Source organism: Luteimonas sp. RIT-PG2_3 (assembly GCF_054902115.1).
In genome coordinates this window covers 47,575-70,063 of record NZ_JBUBPF010000010.1, presented here as the reverse complement: position 1 = coordinate 70,063, position 22,489 = coordinate 47,575, and the positions used below count along the sequence as shown (strand labels likewise).

Genomic DNA, 22,489 nt, shown 5'->3' with positions numbered 1-22,489 from the left:
ACTACTCGGCTCGGTCAACCATCCATGGTTGACTCGCCGCCGCAGGCCATCCATGGCCTGCTCTCCGCAATCCCGGGTCGGGATGCCGCACTGCGTCGGATAGTTCGATGTCTTCGGCCTTGAGAGGTATTTTCAGAACTGATCGAAAGCGTATTCCTCACACACGCGGCAGCGTTGGGTTGGGCGGAGGTCGCGTCGAGCACGCCATGGATGGCGTGCGCCGGAGTCAGGGCAGGACGCCCTGATCGAGGGAAGAGCGGCCGCTGCCCGACACGGCGATGCGGTTCCGGAGATAGCGAACATGCTTCGGCGCTCGCTGTTTTCAGTGAAGTACAAGCCAAACGCACCATCGACTTCGGAAGCTGCGTCACCCCGACCCGGGATGACTCCTCGGCTCGGTCAGCGAATGTCACTGCGTGTCCCGATCCGACCCAGCGATGCGGCTCCGGGGACAGAGAACCTGCTTTGGATCTCAATGCGTTCATGGAAGCAAACGCCAGGCGCGACATCTGCTCAGGCATGCCGAGACGTGTCCGACGCCAATGGGCCTGCTTCAACACGTCCATCCCAAGGGCTGCGGCACCGCAGCAATACCTGCGACATCTGTCGCAGCGGGTGTCACACCTGTCGAGCCTGCGTGTTGCAAGCGACACCACGTCAGTGGAACGCACGGGCCGAAATCTCGGTGACACGCGTGATTTGTCATCAATCCAGCTGAAATCAGCTGTTTCAGCCGCTTTCCAGAGTTGGCACGGGAATTGCGCCTATATCCAGTGTGGAAGCGGAAGTCGTTGGGTCGACACCGCTTCCCGCGTGAATCGCAGGCGGGGAAATGGGCGCAGATCCATTGTTCCGCCAGACCAACCATCGGGAGGAAACATCCATGACAACCTCGACGACGTCGCCGACGTCTCGTTGCAACGCAATGCTGGTACGGCTCTCGGCCGTGCTGTTCCTGTCGCTCGCCGGCGCCGCACACGCGCAGACCACGTTCGACGTGATCGGCCCGCGCGAATATGAACTGCCCACCGATTTTGAACCCTTCAACGTCTTCGTGCAGTACGCCTCCGTGCAGAACAACGCCAAGGCCTTCAACGACAACGGCGACCGCGTCGATGGTTCCGGCAGCAAGGCCATCACCGGTCTTTCAAAGTACGTGCGCTTCTGGTCGCCCGAATCCAACCGCAAGATCGGCGTGGCCTGGGAAGTGATCGTGCCGGCCGTCGGTATCCGCAACAGCAATGCGCCCGGTCCGGATGATCGCCACATCAGCGGCATCGGCGACCCGATGACCGGCTTCGCGATCTGGTACAAGCCGCAGGGCAACGTCACCTTGGGCTTCCAGTCGTTCGTGCAGATCCCGGTCGGCACCGATCGCGTCAGCGACACCAACTGGAAAAACCTGTCGAGCTTCTTCTGGGACTGGCGCCTGGGCGACAAGTTCGGCTACACCGGCGACGCCGGCTTCGTCTGGCAGAGCGAGCGCGACACCGGCATCCAGCCCGGCATGAGCTGGCACGCCAACCACCGCTTCGCCTACCGTGCCACGCAGCGCCTGGAACCCTTCCTGGCCCTCGATCACGAACATGTCCGCGCCAACGACGGCCTGCCCAGCGGCTGGGCCCTGGATGGCGGCGTCGGCCTGATGGTGCATACCTTCGACAACCAGTCGATCACGATGCGCTACTCGACCTCGATCGACGGGCGGAACCACAGCTACAACGACAGCTTCAACCTCAAGTACGCCTACGTCTGGTGACGTTCCTGCGTGCCGGGTGCGGCATGTCCCGCATCCGTCGCCCGGCACGTCTCCTTCGCTCGTGAACGAGGTCGAGATGAAATCACTGATCGCACTTGCCGTTTCCATCGCCGTACTGGTCGCGCTGTGGGTCTACCTGAGCATCGGTCTGCCCGCATTGAAGCTCATCCCCTGGATCGGCTTCGTCGCCTGGGCGACGTACTTCGCCGCGGGCGGCGGCCGCGCCGCCATCGTGCAGTCGCTGCCCCCGGCCATTGCCGGTGTGCTGTTGACCGCGCTGACGATGTTCGCCGTCGGCCATGCCGGTGGCGGCCTGATCGCCCTGGTCGTGCTGGTTGCCTTGCTGGCCTTCGTGCTGGTGGCCATGGCCGGGCACAAGGCGCTGGCCTACACGCCGGCCGCGTTCCTCGGTGCCGCGACCTACTTCGGCACCGGTGGCAAGGTCGACGACAGCATCCTGTTCGTCATCCTGTCGTGGATTGCCGGCGTCGCGTTCGGACACCTGTCCCAGCACCTGGGCGCGCGTATCGCCAAGCCGGCTCCGGCCGCCTGAGCACGTCCACCGGAACTCACCATCGCGTGCCGCGACACCGCATTCCCTCCCCTACGTCGCCGCCTCGCCGCGAGGCGGTCTTCGGCATCAGGCAACAACGCAAAAGCAACGAGGAACCCATATGACCAAGCTTTACAAGAATTTCATCGACGGCCAGTTCACAGCCGACACCGCCGAAGCGGTGGAAGTCACGAATCCTGCCACGGGCGCGTTGCTTGCGCGGATTCCTGACAGCGACGAGACGGTGGTCGCGCGTGCCGTCGAAGCCGCACGCCGCGCCCAGACCGGTTGGGAAAAGCTGGCGCCGATCCAGCGTGCCGGCTACCTGCGCCAGATCTCGGCCAAGCTGCGCGAGCACCGCAAGGACCTCGCCGCGACCATCGTCCGCGAGCAGGGCAAGATCCAGCAGCTCGCCCAGGTCGAGGTCGACTTCACCGCAGACTACATCGACTACATGGCCGAATGGGCACGCCGCCTTGACGGCGAGATCCTGACCAGCGACCGCCCGAACGAGAACATTTTCCTGTTCCGCAAGCCGATTGGCGTGGTGGCCGGCATCTTGCCGTGGAACTTTCCGTTCTTCCTGATCGCGCGCAAGCTGGCGCCGGCACTGATCACCGGCAACACCATCGTCATCAAGCCCAGCGAAGAAACCCCGATCAATGCTTACGAGTTCGCGCAGCTGGTTGCCGAGACCGACCTGCCCAAGGGCGTCTTCAACCTGGTCGGCGGCCTTGGCAAGTCGACCGGCGAAGCCCTGGTCTCGCATCCGGATGTCGGCCTGATCACGTTCACTGGCAGCGTCGCCACCGGCAGCCGCATCATGCAGACTGCAGGCCGCAACCTGACCCGGGTCAACCTTGAGCTGGGCGGCAAGGCCCCCGCGATCGTGCTCGCCGATGCCGACCTGGACCTGGCCGCGAAGGCGATCTACGACTCCCGCGTCATCAACACCGGGCAGGTCTGCAACTGCGCCGAGCGTGTCTACGTCGAGCGCGGCGCGCATGAAGCCTTCGTCGAACGCCTGGCCGCGCATTTCCGCGACACCCGCTACGGCGATCCGTCCGAGCGCGACGATCTGCACATGGGCCCGCTGGTCAACCAGCAGGGGCTGGACAAGGTTTCGACGCTGGTCGAGCAAGCCAAGCGCGACGGCGCCACCGTCGTCACCGGCGGCAAGGTTGCCGACCTCGGGCAGGGCTTCCACTACGAGCCGACGCTGATCGTCGACGCGCGTGCCGACATGGACATCATGCGCAAGGAGATCTTCGGACCGGTGCTGCCGATCCAGGTCGTCGACAGCCTCGACGAGGCGATCGCGTTGTCCAACGATTCCGAATTCGGACTGACGTCGTCGATCTTCACCCGCAACATCAATTCGGCGATGCAGGCCGCGCGCGAGCTGCGTTTCGGCGAGACTTACATCAACCGCGAACACTTCGAGGCGATGCAGGGATTCCACGCTGGTCGCCGCAAGTCGGGCATTGGTGGCGCCGACGGCAAGCATGGCCTGCAGGAGTTCACCGAAACCCACGTGGTCTACCTGCAAACCCCGTGAACGAGGCGCAAGCAAGATGAGCAAGCACGACAACAACACCGGGTGCGGATGCGGAGCCGGCGCGCCGGCGACGGGCACGCAGCATTCGAGCACGCAGGATCCGGGGGCACCAGACTCCGGCCGCAGGACGTTGCTGAGCAACGCCTTGTACCTGGCCGCGGCCTCGCCGCTGCTGGCCGTGGCGAGGCCTGCCGCGGCACAGGCGGCTGCCACCCGCAGCAAGGATCCGCAGGTGGGCGACAAGCTCGCCTTCATGGTCGGTCCCAAGCAGGGCAAGGAAATCCTGCCCGCGGACATGACGATCGGCACCGAGCCGGTGCTGGCCTATCCGATGGATCCGACCAGCGGGCAGGTGCTCATTTCGCGCGCCGGCTTGCTGACCCTGGTGCGGATGGACACCAAGGATCTGCAGCCGGCCAGCGCGAAGAATGCCGCCGAGGGCATCGTCGCGTTCTCCTCGCTATGCACGCACTACGGCTGCCCGGTCACCACCCTGCATCCGAGCAAGACGCAGATCGTCTGCAACTGCCATGGTTCGGTCTTCGATGCCTGCAATCGCGGCACCGTGACCCAGGGCCCGGCGATCCGCCGGCTGGCGATGCTGCCGCTGGAGATCCGCGACGGCGCGCTGTTCATCTCCGGAAAATTCGATGGACCGATCGGTCCGCCGACCTGATCAGACAAGACCACACCCCGCACGCTCCGCTACACAAGAACGCCATTCCTGGGAGGGATTTTCCATGAAACTCAAGTTGATTACCTGCGCCATCATTTCAGCCGTCGTCTCGTTGCCCCTGTTCGCCGCCGACTACCAGCCGGTCACCGATGCCCGGTTGGCCAACCCCGAGCCGGAGAACTGGTTGCTTACCAAGGGCAACTACGCGGGCTGGAGCTACAGCGCGCTGGACCAGATCACCACGTCCAACGTCAAGAACCTGCGCCCGGTGTGGTCGGCCGCGACCGGCGTCAATTCCGGCCATGAGGCGCCGGCCATCGTCAACGGCGAATACATGTTCGTTGCCACGCCGCATAACCACGTGTTCGCCTACAACGCGAAGACCGGCAAGCCCCTGTGGCATTTCCAGCGCGAAGTGCCGGTCGGCATCGGTGCCCTGCACCGGACCAACCGTGGTGTCTCGCTGTACAACGACAAGGTCTATGTCGGCAGCGTCGACTGTATGCTCAGCGCGCTCGATGCCAAGACCGGCAAGCTGCTGTGGGAAGCGCAGGTCTGCGACTGGGAGACCGACAGCGCGTACATCACCTCGGCGCCGCTGGTGGTCAAGGGCAAGGTGCTGATCGGCCCGTCGGGTGGCGAGTTCGGCGTGCGCGGCTTCCTGAAGGCCTTCGATGCCGAGACCGGCGAACTGGCATGGACCCGCTACAGCGTGCCCGCGCCGGGCGAGCCGGGTTCCGAGACCTGGCCGCAGGACGGCGAGTGGAAGGATGCCTGGAAGAACGGTGGCGGCACCATGTGGATGCCGGGCAACTACGACGCCAAGAACGATGTCATCTATTGGGGCGTCGGCAATGGCGCGCCGTGGCTGGGCGACCAGCGTCCCGGGGACAACCTGTACCTGGCCTCGGTGCTGGCGCTCGATCCCGACAGTGGCGACATCGTCAGCCACTTCCAGTACCACTGGAATGATTCCTGGGACTGGGCGGGCATGAACGCCCCGACGCTGGTGGAGTTCAATCGCAACGGCAAGCGTGTCTCCGGCATGATCAGCGCGCAGCGCAACGGACGCCTGTACTGGCTCGATCGTGACGAGCAGGGCAACATTTCGTACGACAAGTCCGAGCCGTACGTGACCAACAACGTCTTCACCAGCATCGACCCGAAGACCGGTCGCCCGACCTACAACGAAGACCACAAGCCGGCCACCGGCAAGACCCGCACCTACTGCCCGAGCCTGTGGGGCGGCAAGGACTGGCCGTACGAAGCCTACAACCCGAAGACCGGGATGCTGTACATCCCGTACAACGACAACCACTGCCTGACCCTGACCGGCATGATCCAGCCGCGCATTCCGGGACAGTGGTCGGCCGGCGTCGACATCAACCGGCTCGACCTGTCGGTCAAGGAAGGCTTCGACCATATCGGTGGCATCCAGGCCTGGAGCGTCGACGGGGGCAAGGAAGAATGGCGCCAGACCTACGCCCACTCGTGGAACTGGGGCTCGATCCTGACCACGGCGGGCGGCGTGCTGTTCACCGGTGGTACCAACGACCGCATGTTCCGCGCCTACGACGCCAAGACCGGCAAGCTGCTGTGGGAGTTCCCGACCCCGTCGGGCATCATCTCGCCGCCGAGCAGCTTCTCGATCGACGGCAAGCAGTACATCGCGGTGGTCTCGGGTTACGGCGTCGACGCGCAGTGGATCCAGGGCAAGATGCACACCCTGGCCGGCTGGGACGAGCGCGTGCCGGAAGGCGGTTCGGTGTGGGTCTTTGCCCTCGGCGATTGATCCTGCCACGACGATCGCGTCAGAACCTGTTCACGGTCTGTCGCGAGCGAGGCCAGGTGGCGCGTGGTGGAGCACAGAAAGCGCAGTGTAGGTAGAGATACATGAGCATTTCGAGCACCGCACGCGCGCCAGCTGGCAAGCGCAGCAAGATCGTGAACAGGTTCTCAGTGATCGCCACCATGATCCGCACTGACGGCAACGTCGCCGTCAGTGCGGGATCTGCGTCAAAGACAGCCCCGCTCCAATCAACCCGCTCCAATCAATACGCCAGCTCAAGACATCAGACGCCATCGCATGGCAGCCCCGGAGGCCCGCGCGATGTCGCCCAATACCAGGAGATTTCCATGCGCCGTGTCCTCCCCATGATCCTGCTGTCGTTGCTCGCGCTGGCTGCGCCACAGGCGTTCGCGCGGACCTGCAACGTCACCATCGAGAGCAACGATGCGATGCAGTTCGACCAGTCCGAGCTCAAGATCGCCGGCGACTGCACGCAGGTGAAGCTGACCCTGAAGCACACCGGCCAGATGCCGGCCGAAATGATGGGCCACAACTGGGTGCTGGCCCGCAGCCCCGACGTCGCCCCGCTGGCCACGGCCGGCCTGAAGGCCAGCGTCGCCGACAGCCACCTGCCACGCGGCGATGCGCGCGTACTGGCATTCACCAAGATCGTCGGCGGCGGCGAGTCGACCACGGTCACGTTCCCGACCAGCAAGCTGCAGAAGGGCGGCGATTACACCTTCTTTTGTTCTTTCCCGGGACATTCGAGCCTGATGAAGGGCAAACTGGTGTTCGGTTGATCCTGTGATGGTTGCAATGAGGCCTCGTTTGACACGCAAAACAAGCACGACACGCATGCCGCGCCCGCTCCACCGCCTGCTGCCCGCCGCGATCGCGTTGGGCCTGGGCGCCGGCGTCAGCCCGGCCGTCCTCGCGTCCGGCGTTTCCGCCACCGACAGCGCGCTGTCCGCGGACGCCATGCCGCATCCCGAGCCGGATGCGGTCACGCTCGATCGCGTCGTCGTCAGCTCGACCCGGCTCGAAGGCGTGCGCGCCTTCGACGTGCCGGCGTCGATCAGCGTGATCGGGCTCGGGGATGGCAGCGATCGCGCCAATGCCAGCGTGTCGGAAGCGATGGACGGCGTGCCCGGCCTGCTCGCGCGCGAGCGCCAGAACTACGCGCAGGACACCCAGCTGTCGATCCGCGGCTTCGGCGCGCGCTCCACGTTCGGCGTCCGCGGCCTGCGCCTGTACGCCGATGGCATCCCGGCGACGATGCCCGATGGCCAGGGCCAGGTCTCGCACTTCAACCTGCAGGCCGCCGACCGCATCGAAGTCATGCGCGGACCGTTCTCGGCGCTGTACGGCAATTCATCCGGCGGCGTCGTGCAGATCTGGAGCGCTGACGGCGATCGCGAAGGCGTCGATGCCCGCGTCCAGGCCACCTACGGCCGCGACGACACCCGGACGCTCGCTGCGCGATTGCGTGGCAGCGCGGGCGGCGTCGGCTATCACATCGCCGCATCGCTGTTCGACACCGATGGCTGGCGCGACCACAGCGCCGCGAAGCGTGAATCGGTCAACCTGAAGTTGCGCGTGCCGGTGGGGCCGGGTGCAACGCTGGATATCGTCGGCAATCACTTCGACGCGCCCGACGCGCAGGATCCGCTCGGCCTGACCTGGCAGCAGGCGCAGGACGACCCGCGCCAGGCCACCGCGGTCGCGTATCAGTACAACACCCGCAAGTCGGCCAGCCAGGACCAGTTGGGCCTGCTGTACCAGCAGAATTTCGAGCACGGGCATACCCTGCGCGTCATGGCCTATGGCGGCCAGCGTGCGGTCGAGCAGTACCTGCCGCTGCCGATCGCCGCGCAGAACAACCCGCTGAACTCCGGCGGCGTCATCGACCTCGACAACCGCTATGCCGGCGGCGACCTGCGCTGGTCGTGGCAGGGGCAATGGCTGCAGCGTCCGGTCGAGCTCAGCGTCGGCCTCAATGCCGACCGCCAGCGCCAGCATCGCCAGGGCTTCGAGAACCATGCCGGCAGCGTGCTGGGCGTGCGCGGCGCGCTGCGTCGCGACGAGCGCAACGAAGTCGAGAACTTCGACCAGTACGCGCAGGCATGGTGGCAATTTACGCCGCGCTGGTCGCTGCTGGCCGGCCTGCGCCACAGCGAAGTGCGTTTCGCCTCGGACGACCGCTACATCAGGGCCGGCAATCCGGACGACAGCGGCCGCGTCGACTATGGCAGGACCACGCCGGTCGCCGGCCTGATGTTCGCGCCCAATGAACAGTGGCGCTGGTACCTGTCGGCCGGGCGCGGCTTCGAGACGCCGACCTTCAACGAGCTCGGCTATCGCGCGGACGGCGGAGCAGGGCTCGCGTTCGACTTGCTGCCCGCGGTCAGCCGCAATCTCGAACTGGGCACCAAGTGGCGCGGTGCCGGGGGCGTCACGCTCGAGGCCGCGCTGTTCCGTGCCGATACCGACGACGAACTGGCCGTCGCGCGCAATGTCGGCGGACGCAGCAGCTTCCGCAACGTCGGCAGCGCACGCCGGCAGGGGGCCGAGCTGTCGTCGACGCTGCCGCTGGCGACCGCGTGGCAGCTGGAACTGGCCTACACCTATGTCGACGCCACGTTCCGCGACGACTTCCCGATCTGCACCGCTGCAGGCTGCACCACGCCGACGACCCTGGTCGCGGCCGGCACGCGCATTCCCGGCGTCGCCACCCAGCAGTTCAGCGGACGCCTGCAATGGCAGGGTGAGTCCTGGCGCGCTGGCGCGCAGGTGGTCGCGGTCGGCGACGTCACCGTCAACGATCTCGGCAGCGAACGCTCGCCGGGCTACGCCCTGCTGCACCTGGACATCGGACGCGACTGGCGGATCGGACTGGGGCGCCTGCGCGGCTTCGCGCGGATCGACAACGTGCTCGACCAGCGCCACATCGGCTCGGTCATCGTCAACGAAGGCAATGGCCGCTTCTACGAGCCCGGCCCGGGTCGCGGGCTGATGCTGGGCATGCGCTGGCACTGGCGCGACTGAGCTGCACGAGAGCAGCGGCGTGTAGCGAAAACCTGGTTCTGTTCCGCGCGCGTTTGATCCAGGTCAAGCGCGCGCACGACTGCGACAACCTGTCACACCCTTCCGCGCAGACGTGTTGCCAACAATGGCAGCACGTCGTGGGGGAGAGGAAACATGGTCCGGAACATCCTGTGTGTCACGCTGGCACTCGTGCTGGCTCCTGTCGGAACCGTTGCCGCCAGCACGACGGCTGACGGACTGGCCGATGGTCGTGAGACTACCGGCGATATCGTCGATCTCGACGCCCTCGTGGTGACCGCGGTGGCGCCCAGCCAGGCGTTGACCTTCGTCACCGATCCCAGGCTGCCGCGGCAGCCGGTACCGGCCAGCGATGGCGCCGACTATCTGAAGACCGTCCCCGGATTCGCGGTGCTGCGCAGTGGCGGCACCAATGGCGATCCGGTCCTGCGCGGCATGTTCGGGTCGCGCCTGAACCTGCTGACCAACGACGGCGCGATGAGCGGCGCCTGCCCATCGCGCATGGACAACGCGATGTCCTACATCTCGCCGGAAACCTATGACCGCCTGACGGTCATCAAGGGGCCGCAGTCGGTGCTGTGGGGCGGCGGCGCCTCGGCGGGCACGGTGCGCTTCGAACGCGAGATCCCGTACTTCGATCAGCCGGGCGTCCGCTTCAACGGCAGCACGCTCGCCGGTAGCGACGGCCGCAACGACCAGGTCGCCGATCTCGTGGCCGGATCGCCGCTGGGCTACGCACGCGTGACCGCCAACCGGTCAGAGGCCGACGACTATCGCGATGGCGATGGCCGGCGCGTGCCGTCGGCGTGGGACAAATGGAATGCCGATGCCGCACTGGGCTGGACGCCCGACGCCGACACCGTGCTGGAGCTCAGCATCGGCACCGGCGACGCCCAGGCGCGTTACGCCGGGCGCGGCATGGACGGGTCGCAGTTCGAGCGCACCAGCCACGGCCTTCGTTTCGAGAAGAAGAACATCGACGGCCTGCTCGACGAGATCAAGGCCAATGTCTACGACAACGATGTCGATCATGTCATGGATAACTACAGCCTGCGCGACCCGGATCCCGGCAGCGCCATGCCGATGCCGATGGCCAGCAATGTCGCGCATCGCACGCGCGGTGGCCGCGCATCGCTGACCTGGCGTGCGGACGATGCCTGGGAGCTGACACTGGGGATGGACGCCCGTCGCAGCCGTCACCAGCAGCGCAATGCGATGGGGCGTGGCAGCTACCTGCAACAGCCATGGCAGACCGATGCGCGCTTCGAGACCCGCGGCCTGTTCTCCGAGGCGCACCTGCATCTGTCCCGGCAACGCCACGTCATCGCCGGCCTGCGCTTGGATCGGGCCGAAGTCGAAGACGTGCGCGCGACCGCGGGCAGCATGATGCCGATGCCCAATCCAAGTGTCGGGATCACCCGCAGCGAGACGCTGCCTTCGGCGTTCCTGCGCTATGAACAGGACGTCGCCGGCCTGCCGCTGCGCTGGTACGCCGGCATCGGCCACACGCAGCGGATGCCCGACTACTGGGAGCTGTTCTCGCCGGGCAGTGGCCCGGTCGGGTCGCCCAATGCCTTCAGTGGCGTGCAGCCGGAGCGGACTACCCAGCTCGATCTCGGCGCGCACTATCGCGGCGGCAAGCTCGATGCCTGGGTGTCGGTCTATGTCGGACGCATGCAGGACTACATTCTTTTCGACTACCCTGGCCTGTTCGACGACCTTGGGGGCGGCATGACGGGCAGCAGCACGCGTGCGCGCAATGTCGATGCCGACATCCGTGGTGGCGAGGCCGGCGTCGAGTATCGGTTGACCGACGCCTTCAAGCTCGGCGGCAGCCTGGCCTACGCCTGGGGCGAAGTCGCCGATGCGGGGACGCCGTTGCCGCAGATGACGCCGGCCGAAGCCCGCCTGTCGGCCGCCTACGACAACAAGCGCTGGACGCTGGGTGCGCTGCTGCGCGTCGTCGCCCATCAGGATCGCACCAGTGCGGGACAGGGCAACGTGGTGGGCCGCGATCTTGGTCCCAGTCCCGGCTTCGCGGTGTTCTCGCTCAACGGCGGCTACCGCTTCGGTGAGCGCGTGCAACTGACCGCCGGCATCGACAACCTGTTCGACCGCTGCTACAGCGAGCACCTGAACCTCGGCGGCAACAGCGCCTTCGGCTATCCGTCCGATCCGCTGCGCATCCATGAGCCCGGGCGCACGGCCTGGGTCAAGGTGAACCTGAAATACTGAGTGCAATCCGCGACGCGGATCCCTTCCGCGCCGCCATCGACGATGGCACGTCAGAGATCGAACGCGAGCAGGTCGTGGCCCGTCGCTGCGCGCACGATGCGTCGATAGACGATATTGCCGCTGCCGGCATTCGTCAGCACCACCAGTGCGCGTTGCCTGGGCGCATCGCCGAGCGCGAAGTTCTTGAAGATGCCGCCATTGCTGCCGGAGTGGTAGAACAGCGGGCCGCTGGAGGTCGCTTCCATGTTCCAGCCCAGGCCCTTTTCGGTCCAGCGCCCGGGCAGATTGATCTGCGCGGTCAGCATCGCCGCGCGCGTTGACTCGGTGACTTCCCAGGAGGCGCGTTGCCTGCCGGCCAGCATCAGGGTCATGAACGTCGCGTAGTCGGTAGCCGTGGTGCGCAGGCTGGCTGCCGCATTGGCGAGGATGTCGCCCGGCCAGGTCACCAGGCCGGGCGGTGTCAGCGCGATGACCTCGGGCAGGGCGCGCGCCGCATCGGCATAGGTCCAGCTCGACAGCGGCTTGCCCCAACGCTCGGCGACCTGCTGCGCCGCGCTCCACTGCTCGCGCAGCATCTGCGGCGGCATGTCGAGCTTGGAGGGCTCCTCGTCGGAGGCGTCATGCGCGCGATGGCCATACACCGAACGTGCGGCCAGCGACGGGCTCCAGGTATAGCTGCTGTCGCGCATGCCGGCCGGACCGAACAGGTGCGTCTGCATCGACTCGTCCAGGCTTTGCCCGGTCAGCGTTTCGATCACCAGTTGCAGCCAGAAGATCGCCTCGCCGGAGTAGTCGATGCGCGTGCCGGGTTTGACCTGCGGCACCAGCAGCTCGGTCGCGGGATGCTTGCGCCAGTTCGGCAGGCCGGTCGAATGGCGCAGCACATCGCGCGCGGTGATCAGCTCCACCCAGGGGTGCTGCCCGAGGTAGTCGGGACGCCGGTACTGCACCAGCGGGCGATCGGGATCGATCAATCCCTGGTCCGCCAGTTGCATGACCAGGTAGGCGAATACCGGCTTGCTCAGCGACGCGTCCTCGAACACCGTGTCGGCCTGCACCGGCGTACCGCGCCCGGCATGGGTCACGCCGAAGCCGCGGCTCCACGCGACCTTGCCCGCTTCCACGGCCGCGATCGCGAGCCCCGGCACCGCGAACGCGGCCATCGTGCGCGGCAGTCCGGCCAGAAGCGCATCGTCCGGGATCCAGCTGTGATCGTCGCGATCTGGTTGTCCGTGCGTGCTGGCGAAGACGGTCCGCAGCGGCAGACATGCGGCAATCCCGGTGATCGCGGTGCCGGTCAGGAAGCGGCGGCGGAAGAGGGAGGCGGGCTGGCGGGGTGTGCTCATGGCTTGGCATTGAAGCGTGTTCGCCCGACTGTCACAAGCGTTCACCACAAGCGCTCGCGACAAGCACCCGCAGCAAGCATGCCCCGTGGCGGGCGTCTGCCCCGCCAAGGCAGGGTACCCCCAGTGTGTTGCGCCAGACCCGGCCGACACGGATTTTTCGGGTTATGCGTGCATCGCTGGATTTGCTGCGGGCGCTCACGCTATAACGTCGGGTCGGCGAGCGTTCGCATACGCCAATCTTTGTGGAGTCAGACGGGTATGCAGACGAACCGGGAGCGCCCGTCGGGCGCTATGCCGCCAGCCGGCGATGAAGGCGGCCTGCGCCGCGTGCTGGGGCCGGTCGATATCGCCTTGCTGACCGTGGGCAGCGTCATCGGCTCGGGAATTTTTCTTGTCCCCGGGCAGGTGCTCGCCGGTGCCGGCGGTCATGCCGGATGGGCCACCGTCCTGTGGTTGGCCGGCGGCGTGCTCGCCCTGTGCGGCGCATTGAGCTACGCAAGTCTGGCCGAGAGCCGTCCGCAGGCGGGTGGTCTCTATCTGTTCATTCGCGACGGCTTCGGGCGTACCGCCGGCTTCCTGTTCGGCTGGATGATGGTCTTTGTCGGCGTCGCCGGCACGACCGCCGCGCTCGCGGCTGCGTTCGCGTCGCTGGTCTCGCCCTGGTTGCCCGGTGTGCCGCAGCCGTTGTTGGCGGGGCTTGCCGCTGCCGCCATCGGTGCCGGCGCGCTGCTGCCCAGTCGTGGCGCGCGCGATCTGCAGAACGGGACCGCGCTGCTGAAACTGCTGCCGCTGCTCGCGATCGCGATCTGGCTGCTGGTCACCGCGCCCGAGGCCGGCGTTGCCTCCAGCGCCCACGCGACGCCGCAATCCGCCGGTCCCGGGATCGCGGTCGCGTTGATCTCCGTACTGTGGGCCTTCGAAGGCTGGCAGTACGTCACCTATGCCTGCGGCGAATTCAGCAATCCGCGACGCTCGATCCGGATCGGACTGATCGGTGGCGTAGCGATCCTGGGCGTGACCTTCGTGCTGGTGACGCTGGCCGTCGGGCGCTGGCTGCCGGAGGCCACGTCGGGGAATGTGGTCGCGCAGGCGCTGGTGGCCGCAGGCCACATGGGCACGGCCCGTTTCGTCGACGTGGTGGTCGTGATCGCGGTCCTCAGCGCGGCGCATGCGACCCTGCTGACCGGTTCGCGACTGGTCTATGCCATCGCCGGCGACGGCTTGTTGCCGGCACCGCTGGCGCGCCTGACATCGCGGCACCGGGTGCCGGCGGCCGCGGTGCTGCTGTGCGCGGCGGTGTCGATCGTGCTGGCGATGGTCGGCAGCTTCGATGCGCTACTCGGCTACATCGTCGTCACCAGCTGGCTGTTCTACGCACTGGCCGCGCTGGCGGTGTTCCGCCTGTTGCCCTCGGCCGGTATCGGTACACGCCTGGCGGCGATCGTGTTCGCCACCGGTGCGCTGGCGATGGTGGCCGTCAGCCTGCTGACGGGGCCGCCTTCGGCGCGCTACGGGCTTGTCGTGCTGGCCGTGGGCGGCCTGTTCGGACATCTGTGGTTGCGGAGCCGGGCGTCGCAGGGCTGACGTCCGGGGGCGCCGCTCAGCAGGCCGACAGTGCGCCCGGGCGAGCTGGGTCGAACAGGAAGTGCCGGCTCTCATGGCGGGCATGCGTGCTGGGTACAGCGTTTTCACGGATTACCCTCGCCATCCTGGCGTGCTGCAATCGAAGCAATGCACTCCGCATGCCACGCTTGGAATCCGCATGACCCAGATCGGCAATCCTCATTCTCCTGCGGGTCGGCGGAAGTCGGGCATCTTTCTGATGCTGTCGGCCCCTTGCCTCTTGGTGCTGGCGCTGACCGTTGCGACGACTGCTCGAGCAGCGGATCGCTTCGACGGCATCCGCAATTTGATCCGCGCCCAGATGCAGGAGCGCAACGTGCCCGGGATGTCCGTAGCGGTCGCGAAGGACGGAAGGATCGTTTGGGCGGAAGGCTTCGGTTGGGCGGACCTGGAGGGCGGTATTCCGGCCACTGCGGACACGGCCTATTCGCTGGCCTCGGTCAGCAAGACTTTTACTGCCGTGGGCTTGATGACGCTGGTGCAGGCAGGCAAGGTCGATCTGGACAAGCCGATCAACGACTATCTGGGTGATGCCAAGCTGCAGGCATGGGTGGGTGACGTGCGTGAAGCGACGGTGCGGCGCGTGGCCAATCACACGTCCGGTCTGGGCACCAGTGAACAGTTCTTCTATGGTGAAGAAGAGCGAGACCTGATTCCGGACATGGATCTTGCGATCCTGCGCTATGGCAAGCTCTACCAGGAGCCGGGCACCCGCTGGGATTACAATAATCTGGGTTATGGATTACTGGGCTACGTGATCGAACGGGTGTCCGGGCAGCCTTATGCGGAGTACATGCGGAAGAATGTCTACCTGCCGCTGGGAATGACGCATTCCTCGATCGATATCGCGCCCGGACTCGAGCCCTTTGCCGCCGTCCGCTACGGTAGGGAAGGCGAGCGTATTCCGTTCTATGGGTTCCAGGAGCCGGGAGCAGCCGCCATGTATTCCAGCGTGTCGGATCTCGCACGCTTCGGCATGTTCTACCTCGGGCACCGGTTACCGGGGCAGCGTGAAATCCTCAGCAAGGCGAGCCGCGACGCGATGATCGGCGATACGGTCCGGCAGGGCGCGGGTAGGCAATATGGGCTTGGAATCCAGGTCGTACAATACGGCGACTACACTGTCGTCGAGCATGCGGGTTCGATGTCGGGAGTGAAAACGAAGTTGGCCATGGTGCCAAGCGAAGATCTGGTGGTCGTGGTGGTTGGCAACTCCAGCAACGCGCCATCGATCCCGATCCATGACGACATCATGCAACTCATGTTGCCGGGCTGGACCAATCCTCCCAAGGAAGCGGTGACGATGCCTGCATCTGCGCCGTCGTCCTGGCAGGGTGAATGGGCCGGCACCGTGCAGACCCATGAGAAAGCATTGCCAATTCAGCTGAAGGTGCTGGCTTCGGGCGACGTACACGTTCGCATCGCCGAGCAGTTGTGGAGCCTGCTCGACAAGACAGATTTCAAGGAAGGCCGATTGACCGGACGCACGCTCAGTCAGATTCCGACCAGCGACACCAGCAGGCGGCCGCATACGGTCAGGCTGACGCTGCAGATGCGCGGAGATGAGCTTAATGGCGAGGCCATGGCTGGCTCATCGGGCCCCTACTTCGTCTATGGGCTCAGCCATTGGGTGTCCCTGCATCGCGTAGAGCCGGGCCAGCCGCAATAGTGTGTCGAGCGACGCTTATTTTGATAAAACACGGGGGCCGCGGATCAGGGCTGTCGTTTCGCCATGTCGCGGTTCCTGACCGCCGCACGGCGGAAGCGATCGGCCTGGTCCGTATAGGGCGGGCCGTCTTCGATCGCCAGCGCTAACGCGCGCTCATACGCATCCGCGGCGTCGTTCCAGCGGCCCGCGTTCTCCAGCGCATCGCCCAGCGCCGCGCTGGAACCGAAGTCCTCCGGGTAGTCGCGTTCGTTTTGCGTGAGCAGCGCGATGGCATCGTCGTACTGCTTGTGTGCCATCCGGTAGTAGGCGACGCGTTGGATCGACTCGGACGAGGGGACGACCGTGTAGCCATATTTGTCCGACAGCGCGGCGTAGTGCGCCTGCACCTCGCGCAGGGTGAAGTCCTGCCCCGGCTGCGGCGGTGCGCGCCAGTAGCCTTCCTGTCCCGGCATCCTCCAACCGGCAAACAGCCATTCGAGCCCGTCGTACAGGCTGGCGTGGGGATTGCTGCTGTGGGTTTCGTCGGGATAGTAGTGGTGCGTCCACTGCAGCGCGGGCGGCGGATTGACCTGCAGCCAGCTCACCAGCTCCTGCACCTTGGGGGCCAGCTTGGGCTCGTGGTTGCCCCAGGTGAGATACATGAAATGCCGACCGGACATGCGCGCAAGCTTCTGCGCGGCATCGGTCGTGGACGGCGCCGCCAGCCTGCCCTGGTCGAGATGCAGCGAAGGACTGATGGTGATGTGTGCCTGGAACGCATCGGGGCGATTGACCAGTGTGTACCAACTGAAGATGCCGCCCAGGGAATGGCCGGACAGGATGCGGAAGTCCTCGGTCCGTAGATGCGAATCCACCCACGGCCTCAGCTCGTCGGCGAGGAAGCTGAGGAAGCGCCCTGCGCCTCCGGTCGCATCGGGTTGCGATCGGCTGCGACGGGTCGGTGCGTCTGGCGCCGAGCTGGGCGGCGACAGATCGCGGTCGCGGTGCGTGTTGGGGATCGAGACGACAATCATCTCGGGGATACGATGATTGTCGGCCAGGAAGTCGACCATGCTGGACGCCAGCGCGAAATGCGACTCGCCGTCCAGCACATAGAGCACGGGATAGCGCCGCTCCGTGCGCTCGTAGGCCTTGGGCAGGTGCACGAAGACCTGTCGATCCTCGCCCAGCGTCGCCGAATGCACGACGTGGCGTGTGCCGATGGAAAGATCGCTGACAGGCTCGGGCAAGCCCTTGGCCATGGTGAGGGGTGCATGGAGCGCGAACCAGCAGATAGCAATCGCTGTGACGATGCCTGCGCGATGACGGAAAGGACGGCTCATCGTTGGGTTCCATGTACCTGCATGCCTGACTCCAGCATGCGGATGCCTGTTGGGCGATGCATCGGTGAAAACGCTGTATTGCCGCCTTCGGCATGGCCTTGAACAGGATACCGCTGCCGCGATCGTCACTGTGGGTCCTCGCTGTCAGACGCAGGCGTTTACACGTCAGCGGCTGCGCCCAGATGTTCAAGCAGGCTCTGCATCGGCGGCGACAGGGCACTCCATTCCCTGTAGCACAGGCACAGGCGCCTGCGTGCCCAGGGCTCGGCCAGCGTCAGCGTCTTGTAGCCGCTTCGTCGCTGATGGCGCCTGGCAATGCCTTGCGGCACGATTCCCACGCCAACGCCATGGCCCACCATCTCGCACAGGCCTTCGAAGGTCTTCATGCGGATGCGCTGCTTCAGCGGATGTCCGGCCGTTCGCGCATGCTCGTCGATGTGCTCCTGCAGGGCATTCCCCGAAGCCAGGCCAACGAAGGGTTCGTGCAGCACATCGCCGAAGCGAACCGATGCCGCGTGGGCCAACGCGTGTCCGGCGGGCACGATCAGCACCAGGTGATCCTTCGCGACCGGCTGCGAGTGCAGGTCCTGCGTCGCCACGGCGTCGGAGATGATCCCGGCGTCAACCAGTCCGGAATCGATTGCACGTACGATCTCCGTGCTGGTGCGTTCCTTCAGTTCGACCCAGAGATCGGGGCGCTCCGCCAACCATGGGCCAAGCCGCTGCGGCAGGAACTCCGTCAGTGCGGCCGTGTTCGCATACAGGTGGAGTGTGCCGCGCGCGCCGACAGAGAAGTCGTGCAGTTCCCCCTTCAGCAACGCCTGCTGCCGAAGGATCAGCCGTGCGTGGTGGGCCAGCGCTTCCCCGGCTTCGGTCGTGACGACACCGCGCGGTCGACGTTCCAGCAGGGCGACGCCGGCCTCGGCTTCGATGTTGCGCAGTCGCTCGCTCGCCGACGCCAGCGCCAGGTTTGCGAGTGCCGCGCCTTGGGTGATGCTGCCCGCATCCACCACGCACAGGAACAGACGCAGGTCCGCGATATCGAGTCTCACGGTAACTCCAGTCTATTTGTCCTTCGGATGGACCGAAGGATAGAACGAGTAAGCCGCATTGTGGCGAAGCGCGGCCAGGGTTCCAATAGGGCATGCATGATTCCTGGCTGCCATGGTTGCTGACCCTGACCTTCCTGGTGGCCGGGCTGGTCAAGGGCGTCACCGGCATGGGCTTGCCCACCGTCGCCATGGGCTTGCTCGGCATGGCCATGCCGCCCGCCGCGGCGGCGACGCTGCTGGTGGTTCCATCACTGGTCACCAATGTCTGGCAGTTGCTGGCCGGGCGGGCGACGGCCGCGTTGCTGCGGCGGTTCTGGCCGATGGCGATCGGGATCATGGTGGGCACCATTGCCAGCGCGCGCCTGCTGGTGCGGGTCGATCCCTTGTGGTCGGGCATGGCGCTGGGGACTGCGCTGGTCGCGTACGCGATCTTCGCCCTCTACTCGCCAGTGCTGGCGGTCCCGCGCCGGGTCGAGCCATGGCTGTCTCCCGTGATCGGACTGTTGACCGGCATCGTGACCGGCGCCACCGGCGTCTTCGTGATTCCCGCCGTCCCCTATCTGCAGGCGCTGCGCCTGGACAGGGACACGCTCGTGCAGGCACTGGGACTGTCGTTCACGGTCTCGACCGTCGCGTTGGCCATCGGGCTGCTCGCCCATGGCGGGTTTCGCCCCGGCCAGTTCGGCCTGTCCTCGCTCGCCATCGTGCCAGCGCTGCTGGGAATGTTTCTCGGGCAACGCATCCGCAGCCGGATCAGTGCCGCGCGCTTCCGCCAGTGCTTCCTGTTGTTCCTGATCGTATTGGGGCTGGAGCTGATCTCACGCCCATTCCTTTGAGTGAGCGCGTCGCCTGACGGTCGTTCACCGCATCGCAGCCGGAACGCACCACCGACACCCTGGACTCGCCTGCACAGGACTCGCCATGACAGACCGCTCACGCCAACTTCCCGTGCTCGAGTACCTGCGGCGACAGCTTTACGGATCGCTGGCAGAAGGCGACGGGACCCACATGCGCTATCCCACCGCGATATCGCAGTTGCTGGGGTTCCGCATTGTCGCCATCGCAGAAGCCATGGCGGCCATTGAACTGGAAGCAGACGCTATGCGCCACGGAAACCAGCAAGGAACCGTCCATGGCGGCCTGTTGTGCGAACTCGCCGATGCCGCGATCGGCACCGCCCATTCCACCCTGATGCAGCCGGGCGAAAGCTTCACCAGCATCGATCTCAAAGCCACGTTCATCAGGCCCGTCTGGCATTCCCGCCTGCGTGCCCATGCGTCCGCCATTCACCGTGGCCGGACGATCAGCCATTATCGATGCGACATCCAGCGCGAAGACGGCAAGCTCGTAGCCAGCGTCGCCAGTGCAGTGATGACATTGCGTGGCGAGGACTCGAAAGGGCGTTGAATCTTGCAGGCGCGAAAACGTAGTGCAGGCGAGCACGAAACGTATCGACTCTCAAAGAGGCTCCTGGAAGGAGAACATCTGAATCGACAGCCTCTGCATCGTGAGTCCTGTGCTCTAATCGTCTGAGCTGCATAGCCGAAAACGGTGCCGGGCATGGATGGGCGCGGCGAACTGCTAATTTTCCAGGATGGGACCGCGTGTCGGAAAGCCTGCATGAAGATGGGCGCGGATGGGCAGAGTTCAACAGAATGGCTCGGTGCGGGGCGCCGGCAGATTCAGTCATGACAATGCTTTCACCCGTGACGGCTTGCCTACGCGCATCGCATAGATGTCTATGCATTCTGAGATCTCGGCCGCTTCATCCGGATGCAGCTCAATGGCTGCTTGTTCGATGGCTCGGCAACGGGGCCAGAATTCTGGTTCCGGTAAGTCTGCAATTGCGCTGATGCGCTTCCACGCGTCAGCGAGGGTATGCATGGCACTCATCATCCACACTCCAAGGGCGTAACTAGCCCACTTGGCAAAGACACCAAATTCCCCAAATCCGGGATCGGGAATCTACGCCTGGCAGCTCGGGGATGGCAAGACGGCCGATGGCGTCTCGGAGGCGGAGGAGTCGCCACACGCCATATCCAGCGCCGTCCGATCAAGTCAGTGAATCGATTGCCTGGGCTTCCAGTTCGAGCCGGCGCCCGCTGACCGTTGGCGACGTGCTGCGGCAGTGCAGCGGGAAACGCGCTATGGTGGATCATGATGCACCAGTTCCTCACCGCGAATCGGTCCGAGCTGATCGCCCGTTGCCGGGCAAAGGTTGCGCAGCGTTCACCGCCGGGCGTGCCTTCGGAGGAGCTCGCCAATGGCGTCAGCATCTTTCTCGATCAGTTGATAAAAACCTTGATTGTGGAGCGGACTGAAACCCCAATGCTGAGCCGGAGGGTGTCTGACGCGTCGGGAGGTGGAAAGCCGGCGCTGTCAGAAATGAGCGATTCGGCCACGCGTCACGGAAAGGAACTGCAGGAGCACGAATTTACGGTGGAAGAGGTCGTTCATGATTATGGCGACCTTTGCCAGTCGATCTTTGCCAGTCGATCTCTGACTTGGCGTTCGAGACTGGCGTTCATATCGAGACTGACGAGTTCCGCACGCTCAACCGATGTCTCGACAATGCCATCGCCAGCGCAGTGACGGAGTTTGGCTACCAGCGCGATTCCGCGATTGCGGACAAGCAGGCTGTGGCCGTGAATGAGCGCCTGGGCTTCTTTGCTCACGAGTTGCGCAACCAGCTCTGCACGGCGCTTTGGCGCTTTCCATCATCAAGCAAGGCAATGTCGGTCTAAGCGGTGCGACCGGAGGCGTCCTGGATCGGGTGCTCGTCGGCTTGGGGAACCTGATTGATCGATCTCTGGCCGAAGTGCGCATGAGCGCGGGCTTTGCCGTGCAGCATCACCTGTTCTCACTGGCCGATTTCATCGCTGAGATCAAACTGTCGGCAACGCTGGAAGCGCAGGTCAAAGACTGCGTTTTCACTGTGTCTGAAGTCGATCCACTGCTTGCGGTGGACGTGGATCGCGATCTTCTGCTGTCGGCGACCGGAAATCTGCTGCAGAACGCCTTCAAGTTCACTCATGCGCACAGCGAAGTGACGCTCAACGCATATGCGTTGGCCGACCGGATCCTGATCGATGTCCAGGATCACTGTGGAGGGCTCGCGCCGGGCTTGGCAGAAGATATGTTTCAACCCTTCATGCAGGGTGCGACGGATCGTACTGGACTCGGTTTAGGTCTATCGATAGCGCGCCGCAGCGTGGAGGCAAACCACGGTATGCTGAGCGTGCGCAATCTTCCTGGCTCAGGTTGCGTGTTCACTATTGATTTGCCACGCCACTTTCTGGCTTCGGGGCCACGCCCGGGCGGCCGCCACGAGCCAGGCTCTGAATCCCGCGTTGGTTAACCTGGCTCGTCATTGGATTCGACTGATCAATGGAGCAGCCTGTCGATAGTGCGTCGATGCTCATGACGCCCGGTCTGTTTCAACAGATAGCAAGAGTATTGTTCGCGAAATTATTCGCGTGCTTGCTGGTTGCTGCTCATTCGACTCACCGGTACAAAGCGCTGTGCTGTCCTTCCACTAGTTGATCGCGCCTATTCAGCATTGCTATAGCTCGTTCAGGATTGGGCGCCTATGGTCAACCGTACTTATCGTCACGGACGTCATTCTGCAGATGCCCGTGAAGATGGGAAGTCCTTCGGATTCGCGGGCTCCTGATTGCGGCAGCATTGCCTTGCGACAAAGGTGTGCCGTTCTACTTGCAGCGGGTTCAATCGAGCGATTGAATCCCCTTCCAGCACGATCTCGTGTTGGCGATTCGCGCTCTTAGTGCGCCCAACTTCGATTCCCATTCGCTCGACAGCCAGCATCTGAGCGGCCAAATGATAT

The 22,489-nt window shown here is 65.0% G+C and carries 18 protein-coding genes; 14 read left to right on the top strand and 4 right to left on the bottom strand.

Going from position 1 to position 22,489, the window contains the following annotated elements:
• Positions 1 to 883 precede the first annotated feature (883 nt).
• The 8 genes from ACYX7E_RS14930 (at position 884) to ACYX7E_RS14895 (ending at position 11,633) form a co-directional block, all read left to right on the top strand.
• Positions 884 to 1,759: a transporter gene (locus ACYX7E_RS14930; protein ID WP_462081382.1), complete on the top strand. Its 876-nt coding sequence runs from the start codon at positions 884 to 886 to the stop codon at positions 1,757 to 1,759.
• Between the two features lie 76 nt (positions 1,760 to 1,835).
• Positions 1,836 to 2,312 (top strand): DUF1097 domain-containing protein, encoded by a 477-nt coding sequence (locus ACYX7E_RS14925; protein ID WP_462081381.1) that lies wholly within the window; start codon positions 1,836 to 1,838, stop codon positions 2,310 to 2,312.
• A 121-nt stretch (positions 2,313 to 2,433) separates the two neighbouring features.
• Entirely contained in the window at positions 2,434 to 3,870 is a 1,437-nt protein-coding gene (gene aldA / locus ACYX7E_RS14920; protein WP_462081380.1) for an aldehyde dehydrogenase, read from the top strand.
• A gap of 16 nt (positions 3,871 to 3,886) precedes the next feature.
• Positions 3,887 to 4,546, top strand: coding sequence for a QcrA and Rieske domain-containing protein (locus ACYX7E_RS14915; RefSeq protein ID WP_462081379.1), 660 nt, complete (start codon positions 3,887 to 3,889; stop codon positions 4,544 to 4,546).
• A gap of 64 nt (positions 4,547 to 4,610) precedes the next feature.
• Entirely contained in the window at positions 4,611 to 6,338 is a 1,728-nt protein-coding gene (locus ACYX7E_RS14910) for a methanol/ethanol family PQQ-dependent dehydrogenase (protein WP_462081378.1), read from the top strand.
• A 344-nt stretch (positions 6,339 to 6,682) separates the two neighbouring features.
• Complete coding sequence (gene azu / locus ACYX7E_RS14905) at positions 6,683 to 7,135, top strand: azurin (protein ID WP_462081377.1); 453 nt, start codon at positions 6,683 to 6,685, stop codon at positions 7,133 to 7,135.
• A 178-nt stretch (positions 7,136 to 7,313) separates the two neighbouring features.
• Positions 7,314 to 9,380 (top strand): TonB-dependent receptor family protein, encoded by a 2,067-nt coding sequence (locus ACYX7E_RS14900; protein ID WP_462081440.1) that lies wholly within the window; start codon positions 7,314 to 7,316, stop codon positions 9,378 to 9,380.
• 153 nt (positions 9,381 to 9,533) lie between these two features.
• A complete protein-coding gene (locus tag ACYX7E_RS14895; RefSeq protein WP_462081376.1) occupies positions 9,534 to 11,633 on the top strand; it encodes a TonB-dependent copper receptor in 2,100 nt (699 codons plus the stop codon).
• A gap of 50 nt (positions 11,634 to 11,683) precedes the next feature.
• Here the strand turns inward: ACYX7E_RS14895 and ACYX7E_RS14890 are convergent, their stop codons facing one another.
• Positions 11,684 to 12,979 (bottom strand): serine hydrolase domain-containing protein, encoded by a 1,296-nt coding sequence (locus ACYX7E_RS14890; protein ID WP_462081375.1) that lies wholly within the window; start codon positions 12,977 to 12,979, stop codon positions 11,684 to 11,686.
• 258 nt (positions 12,980 to 13,237) lie between these two features.
• Here ACYX7E_RS14890 and ACYX7E_RS14885 point away from each other — a divergent pair, with 258 nt between their 5' ends.
• Together ACYX7E_RS14885 and ACYX7E_RS14880 are read left to right on the top strand one after the other, a co-directional pair.
• Positions 13,238 to 14,563: an APC family permease gene (locus ACYX7E_RS14885; protein WP_462081374.1), complete on the top strand. Its 1,326-nt coding sequence runs from the start codon at positions 13,238 to 13,240 to the stop codon at positions 14,561 to 14,563.
• Between the two features lie 178 nt (positions 14,564 to 14,741).
• Positions 14,742 to 16,271 carry a serine hydrolase domain-containing protein gene (locus ACYX7E_RS14880; protein WP_462081373.1) on the top strand — a complete coding sequence of 510 codons (1,530 nt, stop codon included), beginning with the start codon at positions 14,742 to 14,744 and terminating at the stop codon, positions 16,269 to 16,271.
• A 44-nt stretch (positions 16,272 to 16,315) separates the two neighbouring features.
• Here ACYX7E_RS14880 and ACYX7E_RS14875 read toward each other — a convergent pair whose 3' ends face one another.
• Both ACYX7E_RS14875 and ACYX7E_RS14870 read right to left on the bottom strand, forming a co-directional pair.
• Positions 16,316 to 17,722: an alpha/beta hydrolase gene (locus ACYX7E_RS14875; protein ID WP_462081372.1), complete on the bottom strand. Its 1,407-nt coding sequence runs from the start codon at positions 17,720 to 17,722 to the stop codon at positions 16,316 to 16,318.
• 29 nt (positions 17,723 to 17,751) lie between these two features.
• Positions 17,752 to 18,645 carry a LysR substrate-binding domain-containing protein gene (locus tag ACYX7E_RS14870; RefSeq protein ID WP_462081371.1) on the bottom strand — a complete coding sequence of 298 codons (894 nt, stop codon included), beginning with the start codon at positions 18,643 to 18,645 and terminating at the stop codon, positions 17,752 to 17,754.
• Positions 18,646 to 18,737: 92 nt separating this feature from the next.
• Between ACYX7E_RS14870 and ACYX7E_RS14865 the strand changes: the two genes are divergently transcribed.
• Together ACYX7E_RS14865 and ACYX7E_RS14860 are read left to right on the top strand one after the other, a co-directional pair.
• On the top strand, positions 18,738 to 19,481 hold the full coding sequence (locus tag ACYX7E_RS14865) for a sulfite exporter TauE/SafE family protein (RefSeq protein WP_462081370.1): 744 nt from the start codon (positions 18,738 to 18,740) through the stop codon (positions 19,479 to 19,481).
• A gap of 85 nt (positions 19,482 to 19,566) precedes the next feature.
• Positions 19,567 to 20,052: a PaaI family thioesterase gene (locus tag ACYX7E_RS14860; protein WP_462081369.1), complete on the top strand. Its 486-nt coding sequence runs from the start codon at positions 19,567 to 19,569 to the stop codon at positions 20,050 to 20,052.
• Between the two features lie 279 nt (positions 20,053 to 20,331).
• Here ACYX7E_RS14860 and ACYX7E_RS14855 read toward each other — a convergent pair whose 3' ends face one another.
• Complete coding sequence (locus ACYX7E_RS14855) at positions 20,332 to 20,538, bottom strand: hypothetical protein (RefSeq protein WP_462081368.1); 207 nt, start codon at positions 20,536 to 20,538, stop codon at positions 20,332 to 20,334.
• A gap of 267 nt (positions 20,539 to 20,805) precedes the next feature.
• On the opposite strand from ACYX7E_RS14855, the gene ACYX7E_RS14850 reads away from it, so the two are divergent.
• Both ACYX7E_RS14850 and ACYX7E_RS14845 read left to right on the top strand, forming a co-directional pair.
• Positions 20,806 to 21,237, top strand: a complete 432-nt coding sequence (locus ACYX7E_RS14850) for a hypothetical protein (RefSeq protein ID WP_462081367.1) — start codon at positions 20,806 to 20,808, stop codon at positions 21,235 to 21,237.
• A 112-nt stretch (positions 21,238 to 21,349) separates the two neighbouring features.
• Positions 21,350 to 22,003, top strand: a complete 654-nt coding sequence (locus tag ACYX7E_RS14845) for a sensor histidine kinase (RefSeq protein ID WP_462081366.1) — start codon at positions 21,350 to 21,352, stop codon at positions 22,001 to 22,003.
• The last annotated feature ends 486 nt before the right edge of the window (positions 22,004 to 22,489 follow it).

Coding starts and splice junctions, on each gene's coding strand:
- ACYX7E_RS14930 (WP_462081382.1), top strand. CDS start 884: ATGACAACCTCGACGACGTCGCCGACGTCTCGTTGCAACGCAATGCTG.
- ACYX7E_RS14925 (WP_462081381.1), top strand. CDS start 1,836: ATGAAATCACTGATCGCACTTGCCGTTTCCATCGCCGTACTGGTCGCG.
- ACYX7E_RS14885 (WP_462081374.1), top strand. CDS start 13,238: ATGCAGACGAACCGGGAGCGCCCGTCGGGCGCTATGCCGCCAGCCGGC.
- ACYX7E_RS14895 (WP_462081376.1), top strand. CDS start 9,534: ATGGTCCGGAACATCCTGTGTGTCACGCTGGCACTCGTGCTGGCTCCT.
- ACYX7E_RS14900 (WP_462081440.1), top strand. CDS start 7,314: ATGCCGCATCCCGAGCCGGATGCGGTCACGCTCGATCGCGTCGTCGTC.
- aldA (WP_462081380.1), top strand. CDS start 2,434: ATGACCAAGCTTTACAAGAATTTCATCGACGGCCAGTTCACAGCCGAC.
- ACYX7E_RS14850 (WP_462081367.1), top strand. CDS start 20,806: ATGCACCAGTTCCTCACCGCGAATCGGTCCGAGCTGATCGCCCGTTGC.
- ACYX7E_RS14880 (WP_462081373.1), top strand. CDS start 14,742: ATGACCCAGATCGGCAATCCTCATTCTCCTGCGGGTCGGCGGAAGTCG.
- azu (WP_462081377.1), top strand. CDS start 6,683: ATGCGCCGTGTCCTCCCCATGATCCTGCTGTCGTTGCTCGCGCTGGCT.
- ACYX7E_RS14865 (WP_462081370.1), top strand. CDS start 18,738: ATGCATGATTCCTGGCTGCCATGGTTGCTGACCCTGACCTTCCTGGTG.
- ACYX7E_RS14910 (WP_462081378.1), top strand. CDS start 4,611: ATGAAACTCAAGTTGATTACCTGCGCCATCATTTCAGCCGTCGTCTCG.
- ACYX7E_RS14890 (WP_462081375.1), bottom strand. CDS start 12,979: ATGAGCACACCCCGCCAGCCCGCCTCCCTCTTCCGCCGCCGCTTCCTG.
- ACYX7E_RS14915 (WP_462081379.1), top strand. CDS start 3,887: ATGAGCAAGCACGACAACAACACCGGGTGCGGATGCGGAGCCGGCGCG.
- ACYX7E_RS14860 (WP_462081369.1), top strand. CDS start 19,567: ATGACAGACCGCTCACGCCAACTTCCCGTGCTCGAGTACCTGCGGCGA.
- ACYX7E_RS14855 (WP_462081368.1), bottom strand. CDS start 20,538: ATGAGTGCCATGCATACCCTCGCTGACGCGTGGAAGCGCATCAGCGCA.